The organism is Rhodococcus sp. 14-2470-1a (genome assembly GCF_002259425.1).
Lineage (GTDB): Bacteria > Actinomycetota > Actinomycetes > Mycobacteriales > Mycobacteriaceae > Rhodococcoides > Rhodococcoides fascians_E.
This window is the reverse complement of record NZ_NPFZ01000032.1, coordinates 221212-238369: the sequence shown is the minus strand read 5'-3', so window position 1 is coordinate 238369 and position 17158 is coordinate 221212. Positions and strand designations below refer to the sequence as shown.

Annotated in this window: 13 protein-coding genes and 1 riboswitch; of the genes, 7 read left to right on the top strand and 6 right to left on the bottom strand. The window is 64.4% G+C overall.

All coding sequences use genetic code 11. The features are described from left to right. Positions 1 to 6: 6 nt before the first annotated feature. The 7 genes from CH292_RS22065 (at position 7) to CH292_RS22035 (ending at position 10459) form a co-directional block, all read left to right on the top strand. A complete protein-coding gene (locus CH292_RS22065) occupies positions 7 to 1443 on the top strand; it encodes a GuaB1 family IMP dehydrogenase-related protein (RefSeq protein ID WP_094655747.1) in 1437 nt (478 codons plus the stop codon). Positions 1444 to 1761: 318 nt separating this feature from the next. Then, on the top strand, positions 1762 to 3144 hold the full coding sequence (locus tag CH292_RS22060) for a hemolysin family protein (protein ID WP_094655746.1): 1383 nt from the start codon (positions 1762 to 1764) through the stop codon (positions 3142 to 3144). Continuing rightward, positions 3137 to 4243: a hemolysin family protein gene (locus CH292_RS22055; protein WP_037142184.1), complete on the top strand. Its 1107-nt coding sequence runs from the start codon at positions 3137 to 3139 to the stop codon at positions 4241 to 4243. The genes CH292_RS22060 and CH292_RS22055 overlap by 8 nt, the downstream gene beginning before the upstream one ends. Then, positions 4240 to 5139 carry a 3-methyladenine DNA glycosylase gene (locus CH292_RS22050; RefSeq protein WP_094655745.1) on the top strand — a complete coding sequence of 300 codons (900 nt, stop codon included), beginning with the start codon at positions 4240 to 4242 and terminating at the stop codon, positions 5137 to 5139. Before CH292_RS22055 ends, CH292_RS22050 begins: the two co-directional genes overlap by 4 nt. Before the next feature lie 62 nt (positions 5140 to 5201). Further along, positions 5202 to 7406, top strand: a complete 2205-nt coding sequence (locus CH292_RS22045; RefSeq protein ID WP_094655779.1) for a malate synthase G — start codon at positions 5202 to 5204, stop codon at positions 7404 to 7406. Between the two features lie 167 nt (positions 7407 to 7573). Beyond that, entirely contained in the window at positions 7574 to 9316 is a 1743-nt protein-coding gene (locus tag CH292_RS22040; RefSeq protein WP_244164820.1) for a substrate-binding domain-containing protein, read from the top strand. Between the two features lie 3 nt (positions 9317 to 9319). Next, positions 9320 to 10459 carry a metallophosphoesterase gene (locus CH292_RS22035; protein ID WP_033190248.1) on the top strand — a complete coding sequence of 380 codons (1140 nt, stop codon included), beginning with the start codon at positions 9320 to 9322 and terminating at the stop codon, positions 10457 to 10459. Here CH292_RS22035 and gcvP read toward each other — a convergent pair. The 6 genes from gcvP to gcvH all read right to left on the bottom strand — a co-directional run bounded on the left by gcvP (position 10456) and on the right by gcvH (position 17127). Next, positions 10456 to 13368 carry an aminomethyl-transferring glycine dehydrogenase gene (gcvP, locus tag CH292_RS22030; protein ID WP_094655778.1) on the bottom strand — a complete coding sequence of 971 codons (2913 nt, stop codon included), beginning with the start codon at positions 13366 to 13368 and terminating at the stop codon, positions 10456 to 10458. The two genes, CH292_RS22035 and gcvP, sit on opposite strands and share 4 nt — an antisense overlap. A gap of 184 nt (positions 13369 to 13552) precedes the next feature. Continuing rightward, positions 13553 to 13650: riboswitch (glycine riboswitch) on the bottom strand. Between the two features lie 12 nt (positions 13651 to 13662). Beyond that, the gene (locus CH292_RS22025; protein ID WP_371828046.1) at positions 13663 to 14352 is read right to left on the bottom strand and encodes a MerR family transcriptional regulator; all 690 of its coding nucleotides are present in this window, start codon (positions 14350 to 14352) and stop codon (positions 13663 to 13665) included. A 297-nt stretch (positions 14353 to 14649) separates the two neighbouring features. After that, a complete protein-coding gene (locus tag CH292_RS22020; RefSeq protein WP_026348282.1) occupies positions 14650 to 15123 on the bottom strand; it encodes a bifunctional nuclease family protein in 474 nt (157 codons plus the stop codon). 116 nt (positions 15124 to 15239) lie between these two features. After that, positions 15240 to 15977: a MerR family transcriptional regulator gene (locus CH292_RS22015; RefSeq protein WP_019667959.1), complete on the bottom strand. Its 738-nt coding sequence runs from the start codon at positions 15975 to 15977 to the stop codon at positions 15240 to 15242. After that, complete coding sequence (gene garA, locus CH292_RS22010; protein ID WP_019667960.1) at positions 15974 to 16471, bottom strand: glycogen accumulation regulator GarA; 498 nt, start codon at positions 16469 to 16471, stop codon at positions 15974 to 15976. The genes CH292_RS22015 and garA overlap by 4 nt, the downstream gene beginning before the upstream one ends. A gap of 251 nt (positions 16472 to 16722) precedes the next feature. After that, complete coding sequence (gene gcvH, locus CH292_RS22005) at positions 16723 to 17127, bottom strand: glycine cleavage system protein GcvH (RefSeq protein WP_019667961.1); 405 nt, start codon at positions 17125 to 17127, stop codon at positions 16723 to 16725. Positions 17128 to 17158 lie beyond the last annotated feature (31 nt).

Here is a 17158-nt window from a genome sequence, read left to right as displayed (position 1 = left end):
CGCAACGTGCAGTTTCTCGATGGCCACCGGCCCCCATACGACCTGACGTACGACGACGTGTTCTTCGTCCCGAACCGAACGGATGTCACCTCCCGTTTCGATGTCGATCTCTCGACCTCCGACGGCACGGGTACCACCATTCCGATCGTCGTGTCGAACATGACCGCGGTGTCCGGTCGGCGGATGGCCGAGACCGTTGCGCGACGCGGTGGGATCACTGTCCTACCTCAGGATCTGCCCATCGAGGCAGTCGCGGACACAGTTGCCTTCGTCAAGAGCCGCGATCTCGTCGCGGACACCCCGGTAGTGCTGGCGCCCGACGCCTCGGTGTCCGACGCACTCGCTCTCGTACACAAGCGCGCTCACGGCGCCGTCGTCATCACGGAGGAGGGACGTCCTATCGGTGTCGTCACCGAGGCGTCCTGCACCGATGTGGACCGCTTTTCTCGCGTGCAGTCCGTTGCGGCAACGGATTTCGTGACGGCACCGGCAGATGCGTCGCCGCGTGAGGTGTTCGATGCCCTCGAGGCCGCCCACGAGAACCTTGCCGTGCTGGTGAATCCGGACGGGACTCTCGCCGGTGTGCTCACGAAGACAGGCGCGGTGCGCGCGGGGATCTATGCGCCTGCCGTCGACACGAACAATCGGTTGCGTATCGCCGCAGCGGTCGGCATCAACGGTGACGTCACCGCGAAGGCGCGTGCACTCGTCGAGGCCGGGGCCGACGTTCTGGTCATCGACACTGCGCACGGTCATCAGGAGAAGATGCTGGACGCGTTGGCTGCGATCTCCGCGCTCGACCTCGGTGTTCCTCTGGCTGCGGGCAACGTCGTGTCCGCCGAAGGCACTCGCGATCTGATCGGAGCCGGAGCGGACATCGTGAAGGTCGGCGTCGGACCTGGCGCGATGTGCACCACCCGGATGATGACGGGTGTGGGTCGACCTCAGTTCTCCGCTGTTGCGGAATGCTCCGCGGCGGCAGCTGATCTCGGTGGATCGGTCTGGGCCGACGGCGGCGTGCGGCACCCCCGCGACGTGGCTCTTGCGCTGGCTGCGGGTGCTGCGAACGTCATGATCGGGTCGTGGTTCGCCGGAACGTACGAGTCTCCCGGTGATCTGCGTACCGATTCGTCGGGTCGCGCCTACAAGGAGAGTTTCGGAATGGCGTCCAAGCGTGCGGTTGCTGCACGGACGGCCACCGACAGTGCGTTCGACCGTGCACGAAAGGGCTTGTTCGAGGAGGGGATCTCCAGTTCGAGGATGCGCTTGGACCCGGACCGCCCCGGGGTCGAGGATCTGATCGACCACATCTGCGCTGGTGTGCGCAGTACCTGCACGTACGCGGGTGCTCGTAACCTTTCCGAGTTGCACGACCGCGCCGTGCTCGGGGTGCAGTCGGCTGCAGGTTTCGCCGAGGGAAGGCCATTGCCGACAGGTTGGTGAGTATCCCGACCGGCTGGTGAACGTGTCGAGGCTGTCCGCGGGCGCTGCCCGAGCCGTGTTCTCGGCGGGAAACCGTTAAGATCAGGGCTTCGGCAATACGCGGACTTCCTCCGCACAGTGTCCGCTCGAGGCGGGCTGGGGGAAGCGAGAGAAAGGACCAAGGTGCCCGAGGCACCCGTTATCAGCACTGTTGTGACCGCTCAGGGCGAGTCCAACGACGAGGGCTCCACTTCGGAGGGCTCCTCTATCGAGCCGGGTGAACGACCCGGCGAAACTCACGGCGCGATGCGCCTCTCCCAACTCCGGCGGCGATGACCGGTGGAGATTGCGATCAGCATTCTCGGCCTACTCGGCTTCGTGGCGTTGACCGCCGGCACAGCGCTCTTCGTGGCAGCGGAATTCTCGCTGACCGCGCTGGAGCGAAGTGCAGTCGATTCGGCGGCCGCCGATCTCGGTGACATGCGCGCCCGGCAGGTCCAGCGTGCGCACAAGACGTTGTCCTTCCAGCTGTCCGGTGCACAACTGGGCATCACGATCACGACGCTGATCACCGGGTATCTGGCCGAGCCGATCCTCGCGGGATTCTTCGTTCCGTTGGCGACGGCGGTCGGTGCCTCCGACACCGTCGCCTCTGCGGTGTCTCTGGCGGCAGCCTTGTTGATCGCCACGTCGTTCTCGATGATCTTCGGTGAGCTCGTACCGAAGAACATCGCCATAGCACTGCCCATGGCGACTGCCCGTGCGACCGCCGGAGCGATGTCAGGGTTCTCGGCGGTCTTTCGATGGGCCATCAAGAGTCTGAACGGGTCGGCGAACTGGCTGGTTCGGCGACTGGGCATCGAACCTGCCGAGGAGTTGAGGTCGGCGCGTTCGCCGCGCGAGCTCGGCTCGCTCGTACGCACGTCGGCACAACTCGGAGCGCTGGACGAGGGAACGGCCCGCCTGGTGGACAGGTCGTTGCAGTTCGGCGAGCGCACAGCCGAGGAATTGATGACTCCCCGGGTGAAGGTGGAGTCGTTGTCGGTGTCGGACACTGCGTTCGACTTGATCGAAACCGCCGCGCGTACCGGCTTTTCGCGCTTTCCCGTCGTCGACGGCGACTTGGACGACACGGTCGGAGTGGTTCACATCAAGCATGCATTCGCTGTCGGGAGCGCACACCGCCGCACTACCCGACTCGCCGACCTGGCTCAGGACGTGCCGGTCGTGCCTTCGAGTCTCGACGGGGACACCGTGATGGAACGGGTGCGGGCGGACGGAATGCAGGTTGCCCTGGTCGTCGACGAGTACGGCGGAACCGCCGGGATGGTGACGATGGAAGACCTCATCGAGGAAATCGTCGGAGACGTCCGCGACGAGCACGACGAACCGGAAGTCGACGTGCAGCGGGTGGGTGACAGTTGGATCTGTTCCGGGCTGCTGCGCATCGACGAGGTAGCTACGGCCACCGGTTATCGCGCCCCTGAAGGGGAGTACGAGACCATCGGCGGACTCGTACTGACCCGACTCGGGCGGATCCCCACCGAGGGAGACACCACCGTCCTTCCTGCTGGTCCGTTCGAGGAGCCGTCGGAGTCGGACGGTGGTTGGATCGCGAAGGTCACGCGCATGGACGGTCGGCGTATCGACCGAATTCTGCTCCAGCCGGTAGACGCCGAACGTATCGCGACGGTGGGCAAGGAGGCGAGAATCCGTGGGTGACGTATTGGCTGTTCTGCTCGCCGTCTTTCTGCTCGCCGGCAATGCGTTCTTCGTCGGTGCCGAGTTCTCGCTGATCTCGGCGCGCCGCGATCGTCTGGAATCCCTTCTCGCACAGGGCAAGAAACGGGCGAAGTCGGTCATCGAGGCGGGCCAGAACCTGTCGCTGATGTTGGCTGCCGCCCAGCTCGGCATCACCATCTGCTCGATTCTGCTGGGTAGGGTCGGTGAGCCGGCGGTTGCGCACCTGTTCGAGAAACCGATGGAGTGGGTCGGCATTCCCGACGCCTTCCTTCATCCCATCTCGTTCACCATCGCGCTCGGTCTCGTGGTGGTGTTGCACATTCTCATCGGTGAGATGGTTCCGAAAAACATCGCCATTGCTGGTCCGGAGCGGACTGCGATGATTCTGGTGCCGATCCATCTCATGTTCATCAAGTTGGCCAAGCCGTTGATCTCGTTCTACAACGTGTGCGCCAACCTGACGCTGCGTGCGCTGAGGATCGAGCCCAAGGACGAGCTCGATTCCTCGGTCTCCGCGGACGAGTTGTCGCAGATGATCGGCGAGTCGCGATCGGAAGGTCTCATCGACGAAGAAGAGCATCGGCGTCTGACGCAGGCTCTGGACACGTCGGGCCGGACCGTCGCGGATGTTCTCATTCCGTCTGCGCAGGTACGTAGTGTGCGTCTCGCGGTATCGGACAGGGCAGCCGGACCGACGCTCGGTTCCGTGGAGGAAGCAGTGACCGCTACGGGATTCTCGCGGTATCCGGTGCAGGCTCCCGACGGTTCGCTGGTGGGATACCTGCACCTGAAGGACGTTCTGGAATACATGGTCGACGACGCGGCAGGCCCCGAGTCGGTGATTCCGCGTTCCGAGGTGCGCCCCCTGCCTGTGGTCTCGTCGGACACGACGCTCGACGATGCGCTGACGCGTCTGCGGCGGACGCGTAGCCACTTGGGTGTCGTGCACGATTCGACTGGCTCGACCATCGGGATCGTCGCACTGGAGGATTTGGTCGAGGAGTTCGTCGGTACCGTTCGAGACGGCACTCACCGGATCGCGGGTCCTGCCCCCGGTGGAGTCCTTCGGCGACCATGACATCGGAGTTGCGAGAGGCGGAGTGGACGGCGTCGAGGGAGATGCATTTCGCGCGCGTCGAGCACCTGATCGGCGATTATCTGGTGCAGCGCGCGGAGGGTGCGTACCACCCGGTCCTCGACTTTCTGTTCACGTACTACAGCTTCAAGCCGGGACACCTGAAGCGATGGAGTCCCGGTTACGGCGTCACGCTGACCGGGCCGAGAGCCGACGAATATGCCCAGTTCGCAGCCTATGAACCGGCGCCGAGCGGAGGCTATCGGGTACGCGAGTCACTGCTCGAGCGCAGGCTGTCCGCGGTCGAGTTCACGCACGGCCTTCTGTCCGCGACGACTACTCGCCCACCGAACCTGGGGTGTTTCGGCCTGCACGAGTGGGCGATGGTCTACCGGGGCGGCGAAGCCGCCCTCCGGCACGGAACGGTTCCACTGCGCCTCGGTCACGCGGGTACCGACAGCGTCGTGGAGAAAATGAACCTTCGGTGCACGCATTACGACGCTTTTCGCTTCTTCACCGACGACGCGGTACCTCGCAACATGTTGCGCCTCGAGCCGAGCGGCAGAGTGGACCGTGAACAGCCGGGGTGCGTCCACGCCAGCATGGATCTGTACAAGTGGAGCTACAAGCTGTCACCCCTCGTGAACTCGGCCCTGGTCACGGACTGCTTCGAGCTCGCACTGGACGCACGAACCGTCGATATGCGTGCAAGTCCCTACGATCTGTCGGATTACGGCGTCGACGCCATCGAGATCGAAACCCCGTCAGGACGAGCGGAGTACGTGCGTGCGCAGACTCGACTGATGGACAGGGCTGCCCCTCTCCGCTCGGAACTTATCCGCCGATGCCAGAATCTACTGGTGAGCGGCGGTGCCACCGCCCGAGCTACCGCCGAGTAACATAGGCGGAGTTGTCGCCGAGGCGCCTTGTGCGCGTTTTGACCGGAAAGAGCGAGGGATTCATGACCGATCGTGTTTCTGTTGGTGGTCTTCAGGTTGCCCAGGTTTTGTACGACTTCGTGCAGAACGAAGCGCTTCCGGGCACCGGTGTGGATTCGGAGAAGTTCTGGAGCGGCGTGGAGGCCGTGATCACGGATCTGGCCCCGAAGAACAAGGCCCTGCTGGGTGTTCGTGACGAAATCCAGGGCAAGGTCGATGCGTGGCACGGTGAGCACGCCGGACCGAATTACGACAGGAGCGCATACACGGCGTTCTTGAAGGAAATCGGGTACCTGGTCGATGAGCCCGCGGACTTCCACATCACCACCTCCGGTGTCGACACCGAGATCACCTCCACCGCGGGCCCGCAACTCGTGGTCCCGGTTCTCAACGCCCGCTTCGCGATCAACGCCTCCAACGCACGCTGGGGATCGCTCTACGACGCCCTGTACGGCACCGACGCCATCCCGGAGGACGGCGGCGCGGAGAAGGGCACCAGCTACAACAAGGTCCGCGGCGACAAGGTCATCGCCTTCGCTCGCGAGTTCCTCGACGAGGCTGCTCCCCTGTCCTCCGGTTCACACGTCGGCACCACCAAGTACGATGTCGACACCTCCGCTACCGGGGCCGCATCGTTGACGGTGACCCTCGCCGACGGATCCACAGTCGGTTTGGCAGACCCGGCGCAGCTGCTCGGATACCAGGGCGCACCGGATGCGCCGACGGCGATTCTTCTCGTGCACAACGGGTTGCACTTCGAGATCCAGATCGACCCGCAGTCTCCGATCGGCGCGACCGACGCCGCAGGCGTCAAGGATGTCCTCCTCGAATCCGCGGTGACCACGATCATGGACTTCGAGGATTCGGTCGCGGCGGTCGATGCCGACGACAAGGTTCTCGGCTACCGCAACTGGCTCGGTTTGATGCGCGGCGATCTTACCGAAGAGGTCTCCAAGGGCGGCAAAACCTTCACCCGCAGCTTGAACCAGGACCGCAGTTACACCGCGGTCGACGGCAGTGCAGGTGACGGCGGTGAGCTCGTCCTGCACGGTCGGTCGCTGCTGTTCGTCCGCAACGTCGGGCATCTGATGACCTCCGATGCGATCCTCGACGCCGCGGGCAACGAGGTCCCCGAGGGCATCCTCGATGCCCTGTTCACCTCGCTCGCGGGTCTGCATTCCCTCGGTGCGGACAATGTCCTGAAGAACAGCCGCACCGGATCGTTGTACATCGTCAAGCCGAAGATGCACGGTCCCGACGAGGTTGCGTTCACTGCGGAACTGTTCGGCCGGGTGGAGCAGGTTCTCGGGTTGCCGGTCAACACCCTCAAGGTCGGCATCATGGACGAGGAACGCCGCACCACGGTCAACTTGAAGGCTGCGATCGAGGCTGCGAAGGAACGTGTGGTGTTCATCAACACCGGCTTCCTCGACCGGACGGGCGATGAGATCCACACCTCGATGGAGGCCGGACCGGTTGTGCCGAAGGGTGAGATGAAGGCCCAGGGCTGGATCAAGGCGTACGAGGACTTCAATGTCGACACCGGCTTGGCTGCCGGGTTGGAAGGCAAAGCGCAGATCGGCAAGGGCATGTGGGCGATGCCGGATCTGATGCACGACATGCTCGAGCAGAAGATCGGGCATCCGCAGTCCGGTGCCAACACTGCGTGGGTGCCCTCGCCGACGGCAGCGACGTTGCACGCCTTGCACTATCACAAGGTCGATGTGTTCGCCCGTCAGGAAGAGATCGCGAAGTCCAAGCGCGCCACTGTCGAGGAGATCCTCGAGATTCCGTTGGCACCTGCGACCGACTGGTCCGAGGAGCAGAAGCAACGCGAGCTCGACAACAATGCCCAGTCGATCCTCGGGTATGTGGTGCGGTGGATCGATCACGGTGTGGGGTGTTCGAAGGTTCCCGACATCAATGACATCGCGTTGATGGAAGATCGGGCGACGCTGCGTATCTCGAGTCAGTTCCTGGCGAACTGGTTACGGCACGGCATCGTCACCGAGGATCAAGTGCGTGCCTCGCTCGAGCGGATGGCGCCGGTGGTGGACCGACAGAACGCATCGGACCCGACGTACAAGAACCTCGCGCCGGATTTCGAGTCGAACATCGCCTTCCAAGCAGCCAGTGACCTGATCTTTCAGGGCACCAGCCAGCCCAACGGCTACACCGAACCGATCCTGCACCGCCGCCGCCGCGAGTACAAAGCAGCAACACGCTGACGAGCCCGCGGAGTGACCGGGCAGTTACAGGAGCGGAGCCGGCGGAGTGACCGGGCAGTTACAGGAGCGGAGCCGGCGGAGTGACCGGGCAGTTACAGGAGCGGAGCCCGCGGAGTGACCGGATGACACTGTGCGGTCACTTGGGGCGCGACAAGTAACCTCTTGTCGTGGGCGAACATCGAACCTCCGGCGGATCCCGTGGAGTGAGCAAGGGACCCGTCGTCGCGGCGGGCACCATCCTCGTGGTGGTGCTCGCTGTGTTCGGTTGGTTCCAACTCCGCGACCGTATTGCCGATCAGGGCACGGAAGCGGCCGATACCTGTGTCGAAGGTCCGGCGGTGGTGCCGATCGTCGTCGACCCGGACATCTCGTCGCAGGTGACACAGTTGGCGGCGGCGTTCACCGACAGTTCTCCTGTGGTACGCGATCACTGCGTGTCGCTCGAGGTGTCCACTCACGATTCCGCTGTGGTGGGACCTGCCCTGGCTGCGGGCGAAAGCGCGTGGGACGCTGCTGCGTTGGGTCCGCAACCGGCGTTGTGGATCCCGCGGTCGTCGGATTCCGTTGCCGATCTACCGGCCGGCGCTGTGAACGGCACGCCTCGTTCTGTCGCGTCGTCACCGGTTGTCCTGGCTGCACCGATCGCTGTAGCCGATGTGCTGGAGGCCGCGGACATCGGGTGGGCCGATATTCCTCGCCTGCAGGCGGCACCCGACGGGCTCGACGCGATCGGACTTCCCGGGTGGGGCGGGCTTCGCCTTCTTCTTCCCCTCGGGCCGGAATCCGATGCGTCGACGGCCGCGCTGCGAGCGGTAGCGGCAACCACCTACGACTCCTCCGTGTACGACGAATCGGGCGTTGCCAGTGCGGACGTCGCCCGAAGCGCGCCCACTGTCTCCGCGATGTCCGCGCTCGCGACCACCGATCTCGGAACGCCCTCCACGACGAGCGATTCGACCGATTCGGCACTTGCCCGGCTGAGCGCCGACACTTCACCGACAGCCGACGCACACACTGTTCCGGTGTCGGCGAGGCAACTCACCGCGTCGTCCCAGAGTGGTGTCACGGCATTCACTCCGCGAGGTGACGGGCCCGTGTTCGACCACCCGGCCGTGGTGCTGGCCGGAGCGTGGACGGACGACACGGCGAGCCGCGCCGCAGCACAGTTCGTCGACTTCATGTCCGGGCCGGACAACACTTCGGTGTTCTCCGACGCGGGGTTCGATGTTGCCGCTCGGTCGCCGGCGTCGCTGCCGCCGCAGGACACCGAGTTCGGCCGGACGCTCGTCGATGCAGTTCTCGAGCCTGCTACACCTCGGCGAGTGACGACACTTCTCGACGCATCCGGGTCGATGGACACGGCGGAGGGTTCGGAGACTCGGTTGCAGAACACAGTTGCAGCACTGGATCGCCAGTTCGACTCGGTCGTGGATACCACCGAATTGGGGTTGTGGATCTACAGCAAGGATTTGGACGGCACACGCGCGTTCCGAACCCTTGTGCCCACCGGCCCGGTCGAGGAAGTTCTGGGTAGCGAGACTCGTCGGGAACGTCTGTTGGCCGAGGCCGCGGCGGTTCGACCCGCCACTGCGACGTCGACGTACGAGTCGGTGCTCGCCGCCTATCTCGACGCTCTGTCGACGTACGTCCCCGGCAAGCCGAACAGCGTCGTCCTCATCACCGACGGTCCGAACGACGATCCGACCATCTCGGCGAGTCGATTCCTGGAGATGGTGTCGGATCTGATCGATCCGGAGCGTCCGGTGGCAGTCGATGTCGTCGCGATCGGAACCAATCCGGACAGTTCGACGTTGCAGTCAGTGTCCGATGCCACGGGCGGCTCGTTCAACACCGTTGCGTCGTCGGACGGTGAGGAACTCCCCGACCTTCTTCGAAAGTTGCTGTACTGAAACATGATTCGCCTTCTTGCCTTCGGCACGTTCCTTGCCGTCATCGGTCTCGTGCTCCATTTTCGCTACATTCGGGCCACCAAGCTTCGTCGTCCGTACTCCACTGCAGCGGACACTGTGCTGGTCGTCATGTGGCTACTGGCTCTGGTCGGCATCGGATCGGGCGAGGTCTTCGATCCGGCATGGGCGCGAGTTCCGGCGTTCGTCGGTCTCAGTTGGCTCGCTGTGGTGCTGTACCTGGTGCTGGGCACAGTGCTGGTCGGCGTCGTCACCCTCCTCGTACGCATCGTGTCGGCGGCACGCCGTCGTGAGTCGCGCGCGCTTCGGCTACGCATTCACAGAATCGGCTCCGCGATCGCGGCGTCCGTCGCTGTGGTGGCCGTCGGGTACGGCCTCGTCGAGGCTGCACTCCCGAAGGTGACCGACACTCGCGTCGCGCTCGATCGGTTGCCCTCCGAATTCGACGGTACGCGCGTGGCTCTGGTGTCCGATCTTCACGTCGGACCGGCCCGTGGAGCCGGCTTCGTTCAACGCGTGGTGGACGACGTCAATGCACAGTCGCCCGAACTCGTGATCCTGGACGGCGATCTGATCGACGGCACCGTCGACCTCGTCGGAACAGACCTCGCTCCGCTGCAGCAGCTCGACGCTCCCCTCGGAGTGTTCGCCGTGAGCGGTAATCACGAGTTCTATGCGGACGACGGTGGGAAATGGTTGGACCTGTGGGAGACGCTGGGTGTGACCGTTCTGAGGAACGAACACGAGACGATCAGCAAGTCCGGTGCCTCCATCGACATCGCCGGCATCAACGACGCAACCGCACCGGCGCCGTACGAACCCGATCTCGGTGCTGCCCTGGACGGGAGGGATGCGTCTCGGTTCGTGTTGCTGTTGGCACATCAGCCGCTGCAGGCGTTCGAGGCATCGGACATGGGGGTGGACTTCCAGGTCTCCGGTCACACGCATGCCGGACAGATCTGGCCACTGCGGTATCTCGTCCCGTTGCAGCAGCCGAGCGTCGAAGGCCTCGATCGTGTCGGTGACACCACGCTCTACACCACGCGTGGGGCCGGCGCCTGGGGTCCGCCCGTCAGGGTTGCAGCACCGCCCGAGATCGCGATGCTGAACCTGACGTCCAGCTAACCCCGAGGCGACGCCGAGTCGCTCCGGGGGCTCCACTCGAGGTCCGCGATCGGCGGGCACGAGCACACCAGGTTGCGATCGCCGTGGGCGCCGTCGATGCGGCGTACTGCAGGCCACACCTTGGCCCGTCCCGCAGCGATCGATCCTCTCTTCGCGTTGGCTTCCCACGGATACGCGGCTTCTTCGCGTGTGTACGGGTGAGTCCATTCCCCGACCAGGCACCGAGCCGTGTGGGGAGCGCCGCGCAACGGGTTGTCCGTCGACGGCCACTCCCCCGAACCGACCCGATCGATCTCGCCGCGAATTGCGATCATGGCATCGCAGAATGCGTCGATCTCGTCCAGATCCTCGCTTTCCGTCGGCTCGACCATCAAGGTTCCCGCCACGGGAAAGCTCATGGTCGGAGCGTGGAATCCGTAGTCGGCCAGCCTTTTCGCTACGTCGTCCACGGTCACGCCCGTCGCCTTCGTCAGCCCGCGGAGATCGAGAATGCACTCGTGCGCAACCATCCCGTTCTTTCCCGTGTACAGAACGGGGAAGTACTCGTCGAGGCGTCGGGCGATGTAGTTGGCCGACGCGATCGCGGTGAGGGTGGCGCGTCGTAGACCCTCGGCGCCCATCATCCGCACGTACGCCCACGTGATCGACAGAATGGACGCGCTTCCGAACGGCGCGGCCGAGATCGTCGCTCCGCTGCCCAGTTCCGGTCGGAGCGGGTGCCCCGGCAGATACGGTGCGAGATGCGATCGCACGGCGACCGGACCGACTCCCGGTCCTCCTCCGCCGTGCGGGATGCAGAAGGTCTTGTGCAGGTTGAGGTGGCTGACGTCGCCTCCGAACCTCCCGGGACGTGCGAGTCCGACGAGTGCGTTCAGGTTCGCGCCGTCGACGTACACCTGACCTCCCGCGTCGTGCACAGCAGCGCATATCTCGTCAATGTCGTGCTCGTACACGCCGTGAGTCGACGGGTAGGTGATCATGATCGCGGCGAGGGAATCCGCGTGCTCGCCGATCTTGGCGCGCAGGTCGTCGACATCCACGTCGCCGTTGGCGCGGCACGTGACGACGACGACCTTCATACCTGCCATGACCGCCGATGCCGCGTTGGTGCCGTGCGCACTCGACGGGATGAGGCAGATATCGCGGTGAGAATCACCGCGGCCGAGGTGATAGTCACGAATCGCGTGAAGGCCGGCGTATTCGCCCTGACTTCCCGCATTCGGTTGCAGGCTCACCGCGTCGTAGCCGGTGATGTCGACCAGCCACTTCTCGACGTCCGCTATGACGGCGCGGATTCCTTCGGTGTCGCTGTCGGGTGCGAACGGATGCAGCCGGGCGAATCCGGGCCAGGTGATGGATTCCATCTCGGCTGTCGCGTTGAGCTTCATCGTGCACGACCCGAGTGGAATCATGCTGCGGTCGAGGGCGATGTCCTTGTCCGCCAGCATCCGAAGGTATCGAAGCATCGACGTCTCGGTTCGGTGCCGGGTGAACGCAGGGTGGGTGAGGAATTCGGACGTTCGAATCAGCGAGTCGGGCAACGACGAACGTGCGGAGTCCGCGCTCGGCGCGGCGTCGAACGCGGCCAGTACCTGCTCGACGATGTCGGTGGTGGTCGCTTCGTCGCATGCGATCGAGACACGGTCGTCGTCGACCGTGAGCAGGTTGATACCAGAGCGCTGCGCTGACTCGACGACGCTCCGAGCTCGACCCGGCACGAGCGCGGTGATCGTGTCGAAGAACGACGCGGATTCGACGGAGATGTTCGACGCTGCGAGCCCGTCGGCCAGCGCGACAGCGTGGGCGTTGACTCGGCGAGCGATGTCGCGGAGTCCCGAACTTCCGTGATACGCGGCGTACATGGCGGCCACGATCGCGAGAAGGACCTGCGCGGTGCAGATGTTGCTGGTCGCCTTCTCGCGTCGAATGTGCTGTTCGCGGGTCTGCAACGCCAGTCGGTACGCGAGGTTGCCGTCGGCATCCACCGACACGCCGACGAGCCGTCCCGGAAGCTGACGTGCGTGGCCGTTCCGTACGGCGAGGTAACCGGCGTGCGGTCCACCGAATCCCATCGGGACACCGAATCGTTGGGTGGTGCCGAAACATGCGTCCGCTCCCATGTCGCCCGGGGACGTGAGCAGGGTGAGCGCCAACAAATCGGCTCCGACGGCCACCAGGGCACCACGGGTGTGTGCGTCGTCGATCATGGCGGAGTGGTCGACGACGGCTCCGGATGCGCCCGGGAACTGAACGAGGACGCCGAAGAACTCTCCGTCGGGAAGTCCGCCGGTGACGTCGTGCCGCACGAGCTCGATACCGAGGGGCTCCGCGCGCGTCTCGAGGACTGCCCAGGTCTGCGGGAAGACGTCGTCGTCCACCACGAACCGCGGGGACGTCGAACCCCGGTTGGCGCGCCTGAGCAACGTCATGGCCTCGGCGGCGGCCGTGGCCTCGTCGAGCATCGACGCACCGGCCACGTCCATTCCGGTCAGGTCGGACACCATCGTCTGGAAGTTGAGGAGCGCTTCGAGCCTGCCTTGGCTGATCTCCGGTTGATACGGGGTGTACGCCGTGTACCACGCGGGGTTCTCGAGGATGTTCCGAGTCAGGACCGGCGGTGTCAGGGTGTCGTAATAGCCGAGACCGATCATCGACGTGGCGACCACGTTCCGTGCGGCGAGGGCCGCGAGTTCGGCCAGCGCTTCGTGTTCGCCGAGTGGAAGTGGGAGTCCGGCGAGTCCGGCGGCAATGCCGTCGACGGACCCATCGAGAATCGAGGCAGGCACCGCGCGCTCTGCGAGTTCGTCGAGCGATCCGGCGGCGACGACGTCGAGTATTCGGGACAGTGCCGCACCGTCCGGTCCGATATGTCGGTCGGAAAACGACGGGCGAGAACTCTGTTCGGTCATGAGACGCTCCGGTGGATGCATGCTGACGGGTGGAGTGACCACGCGCACTGCGCGGCCGATCCTCCCCCTCTGTCGCATGCTCACCCGGGGCGAGCGCCTGAGAGATTCGCGCTCCGCGCACGCGATGCTCGGAGGTGCTTTCCCCTTGGGCGGGTGGGTGATCCCACCACTTTCCAGAGACGTCCAAGCTCACACGGTCCGTGTGCCTGAGAGATTGACGGGGAGGTATTGCTCCTTCGGCGTCCGGAACTGGCTGCCCCGGAACTCTCCCGCGCGAGCGCGACGGTCTCGATCCTAGCCGGTCTTTCGATTTGCGCGACTCTTGCGGCGTGACGCCAATTCGTCTTCCGGACTGGGCTCGGATTCTCCGCCGTCGGCTCGTTCTGCAGGGAAGTCGGCTATCAGGCCGGTCAGTTCACGCATCGCGCCGTTGACTGCGATGCCGAATACTCCCTGACCGCCTTGTAGCAGGTCGACGACCTCTTCGGCGGACGTGCATTCGTAGACGGTGGTGCCGTCGGAGAACAGGGTGATGTTGGCCAGGTCGCCCACACCGCGTTGACGCAGGTGGTCGACCGCGACTCGGATGTTCTGAAGTGAAATTCCGGTGTCGAGCAGGCGCTTGACGATCTTCAGGACCAACATGTCCTTGAAGGAGTACAGGCGTTGGCTGCCCGATCCCGCAGCACTCCGGATCGAGGGTACGACCAATCCGGTGCGTGCCCAGTAATCCAGTTGGCGGTAGGTGATGCCCGCGATCTGGCATGCGCTCGGCACTCGGTATCCGACCAGCTCGTCCGGTACCGAATCGTCCGGAAACAGCCCTGGTTGGAACTCGCGGGCGGGCGCGCTGGACGGCTCCGGTCGAGTCGATTCGGAAGGGGTGGTGTTCACGGACCCGTCGGGGGTGGCGGGGACCTGCGGCGCAATCGTTTCCGACACAGCGGACTCCGACACCTGACGATCCTGCGGCTGATCTCGCACGAGGCGATCCTGCGGCTGATCTCCCACTGACTGCTCCCTCTTCGGATGTCTCGACACTGCGTACGTCCCGGTTGGCCCAGGCCGACCGGGACGGGTCCCGGCGGTGTTCTCGCGTGAAGTTCCACTCCGCGTTCGTAAGCCAGACTACGCCCAGGTAGGGACGAGCGACACACGATCGAGGACTGCTTACCTCACGACGGGAACGCTATGGGTCCACCGAGGCAAGGTCAACGCAACGCGCCGTAAACCTGAACCTAAAGTTGAGGTTGAGACTCTTCCGTTACCAAGTCGAGGCTGTCAGCCGTCCGTAGCCTTGAAGTCGTCGGGCGAGACGGACTCGAGGAATTCCTTGAACTTCTCCACCTCGTCCTCACGCTCGTCCGGCATGAGCAGACCGGCTTCCGCCAGAACCGGTTCCTCGGCGATGATCGGCACGCCGACTCGGAGGGCGATCGCGACCGAATCCGACGGACGTGCCGACACACGGATGTCCTTGTCGAACACGAGATCCGCGTAGAAGGTCCCCTCTTGCAGATCGACGATTCGCACTTCCTTCAGGCGATGCCCCAGGGCACCGATCAGCTCCTTGATCAGATCGTGCGTCAATGGACGAGCAGGCTGAACCCCCTGCTGTTCCAGCGCGATCGCCGCGGCCTCGGTCTGCCCGATCCAGATGGGCAGGTAACGCTCACCGTCGGACTCACGGAGCAGAAGCACAGGTTGGTTCTGCGGCTGCTCCACGCGAATACCGACTACACGCATTTCACTCATGGCGATTGCCTCCCACATGCGCTTGAAGATTCGGCCCCGGCTGTGTCTCGACCCGACTACAGCCGATTCTATTGGAATCGATGACCATGCGGCGCCACCAACGGTTCTGCGTCAGGTCATTTGTCCAGCGCGCCGCGCACCGCTGCTTTGACCAGGCAGGTGTGCAGAGTCAACGACAGCGCGGCCAATTCGCGGATCATTTCTTCCGCGCGATCACGTGCACCGGCATCCCGCCCCTTGGCGACGGGACCTGCGATCTGAGCAACCAGTCCCGCCTCGCGGTCGGCTGCCAGCTTGAACGCACGCAGATGCCGCACCTCCAGACCGAAGCGCGACATCGCGTGTGCTGTTCGAGCCAGAATCACGGCGCCCTCGTCGTAGAACCCGGCCTGGCCAGGAACCACGAGCCCTGCGCGCAGTAACTCCGTCAGAAAAGTGTCGTCGATTCCCGCCCGTTCGAGCAGGTCCACCTTGGACACACGTACTTCCCGGTCGACGAGGAACTCCTCAGGAGACACTTCGCCCGGAGCGATCGACAGGGTTCGCGGCTTGCGCGGTGCGGGCTCAGCGCTCTCGACGCGTGCCACTCCGCTGTCGATCGCCTCCAGCTGCTCCTTGATCACCTTGAGCGGCAGGTACTGATCTCGTTGTGCGGTGAGTACGTACCGAAGACGCTCGCAGTCCGCAACAGAGAAGCGCCGGTATCCCGATGGCGTGCGCTCCGGAGAAATCAGGCCCTCGGCCTCGAGAAACCTGATCTTGGAGATCGTGACATCGGGGAAGTCGGGCCGAAGTCGATCCAGGACGGAGCCTATCGACATCCCCCCGGGAGACTGCTGCCCGACGGCGGTCACTGGCTGCCTGCACCTGCCGACGAATCGCCTGCAGGTGCATCGGCACCCGCACGTGGGCCGGTGAGGAACACGAGACGGAACTTGCCGATCTGGACCTCGTCACCGTTGGCGAGGACTGCCGAATCGACAGGCTCGCGGTTGACGTAGGTGCCGTTCAGGCTGCCGACGTCGACGACCTGGAAGGAGTCCTCTTCCTGGCGGAACTCGGCATGGCGACGAGACACGGTGACGTCGTCGAGGAAGATGTCGCTGTCGGGGTGGCGTCCGGCCGACGTCGTCGGCTGATCGAGCAGGAACCTCGACCCGGCATTGGGTCCACGCTTGACGACGAGAAGAGCCGAACCGACCGGCAAGCCTTCCACGCCCGACACCGGAGCCTCGGAGCTCTGGCTGGTCGCCGAGTTGTCCAGCTCCTGGAGGAAGTCTGCACGAAAAACCGAAGTGGTTTCCGCCGGCGACTCTCCGTAGATGCCGTCGTTGTCGTTCTCGCTCACCGTTTCTCCTTCTCAGTCCGATCGCCCGGGTCGATTGCACCCGAGTTACGCAGTAACCAACTTGCACGTTCTGTACTTCTTGCGGACCTACGTCGCCTCACCCGATTGGCAACCCACGGTTGCCCCGGAAGGGTCTACAGGCCCCCACGGCGCAGCGGACTCGCCACGGCAACCACGCGTGCAGCTACACAAACCGTACCTTGCCCGCCCGTGCGGGTGCATACGGTTGCTCACGCTGCGTTCGCGTGCGGTTACTCAGCCGTAATTCCAGCATATCCGGCGGCATCGAGCATCTGAGACAGCGACGCGTCCAAAGCCTCCGATGTCTCCGTCTCGAGCTCCACGAGCCACCCGTCCGAGTACGGACCCGAATTCACCTTCTCCGGGGACGTGTCCAGATCTGCGTTCACGGCAATGACTTTCGCGGTGAGGGGCGAGAACACGTCGGACACACTCTTGGTCGATTCGACCTCTCCGAGCGACGTTCCGGCCGTCACCTCGTCCCCGATCGACGGCAGCTGAACGAACACCACGTCACCGAGCTGTTCCTGCGCGTAATCGGTGATTCCGATCCGTACGGCGGTGGGGCTGATCCGCTGAACCCATTCGTGTTCGGGGGTGTAGTGCAAGTCGCCCGAGGGCTCGGTGTCGGTCACTGTTCGGCTGTCCTTTCGAGGAGGGCAGGTG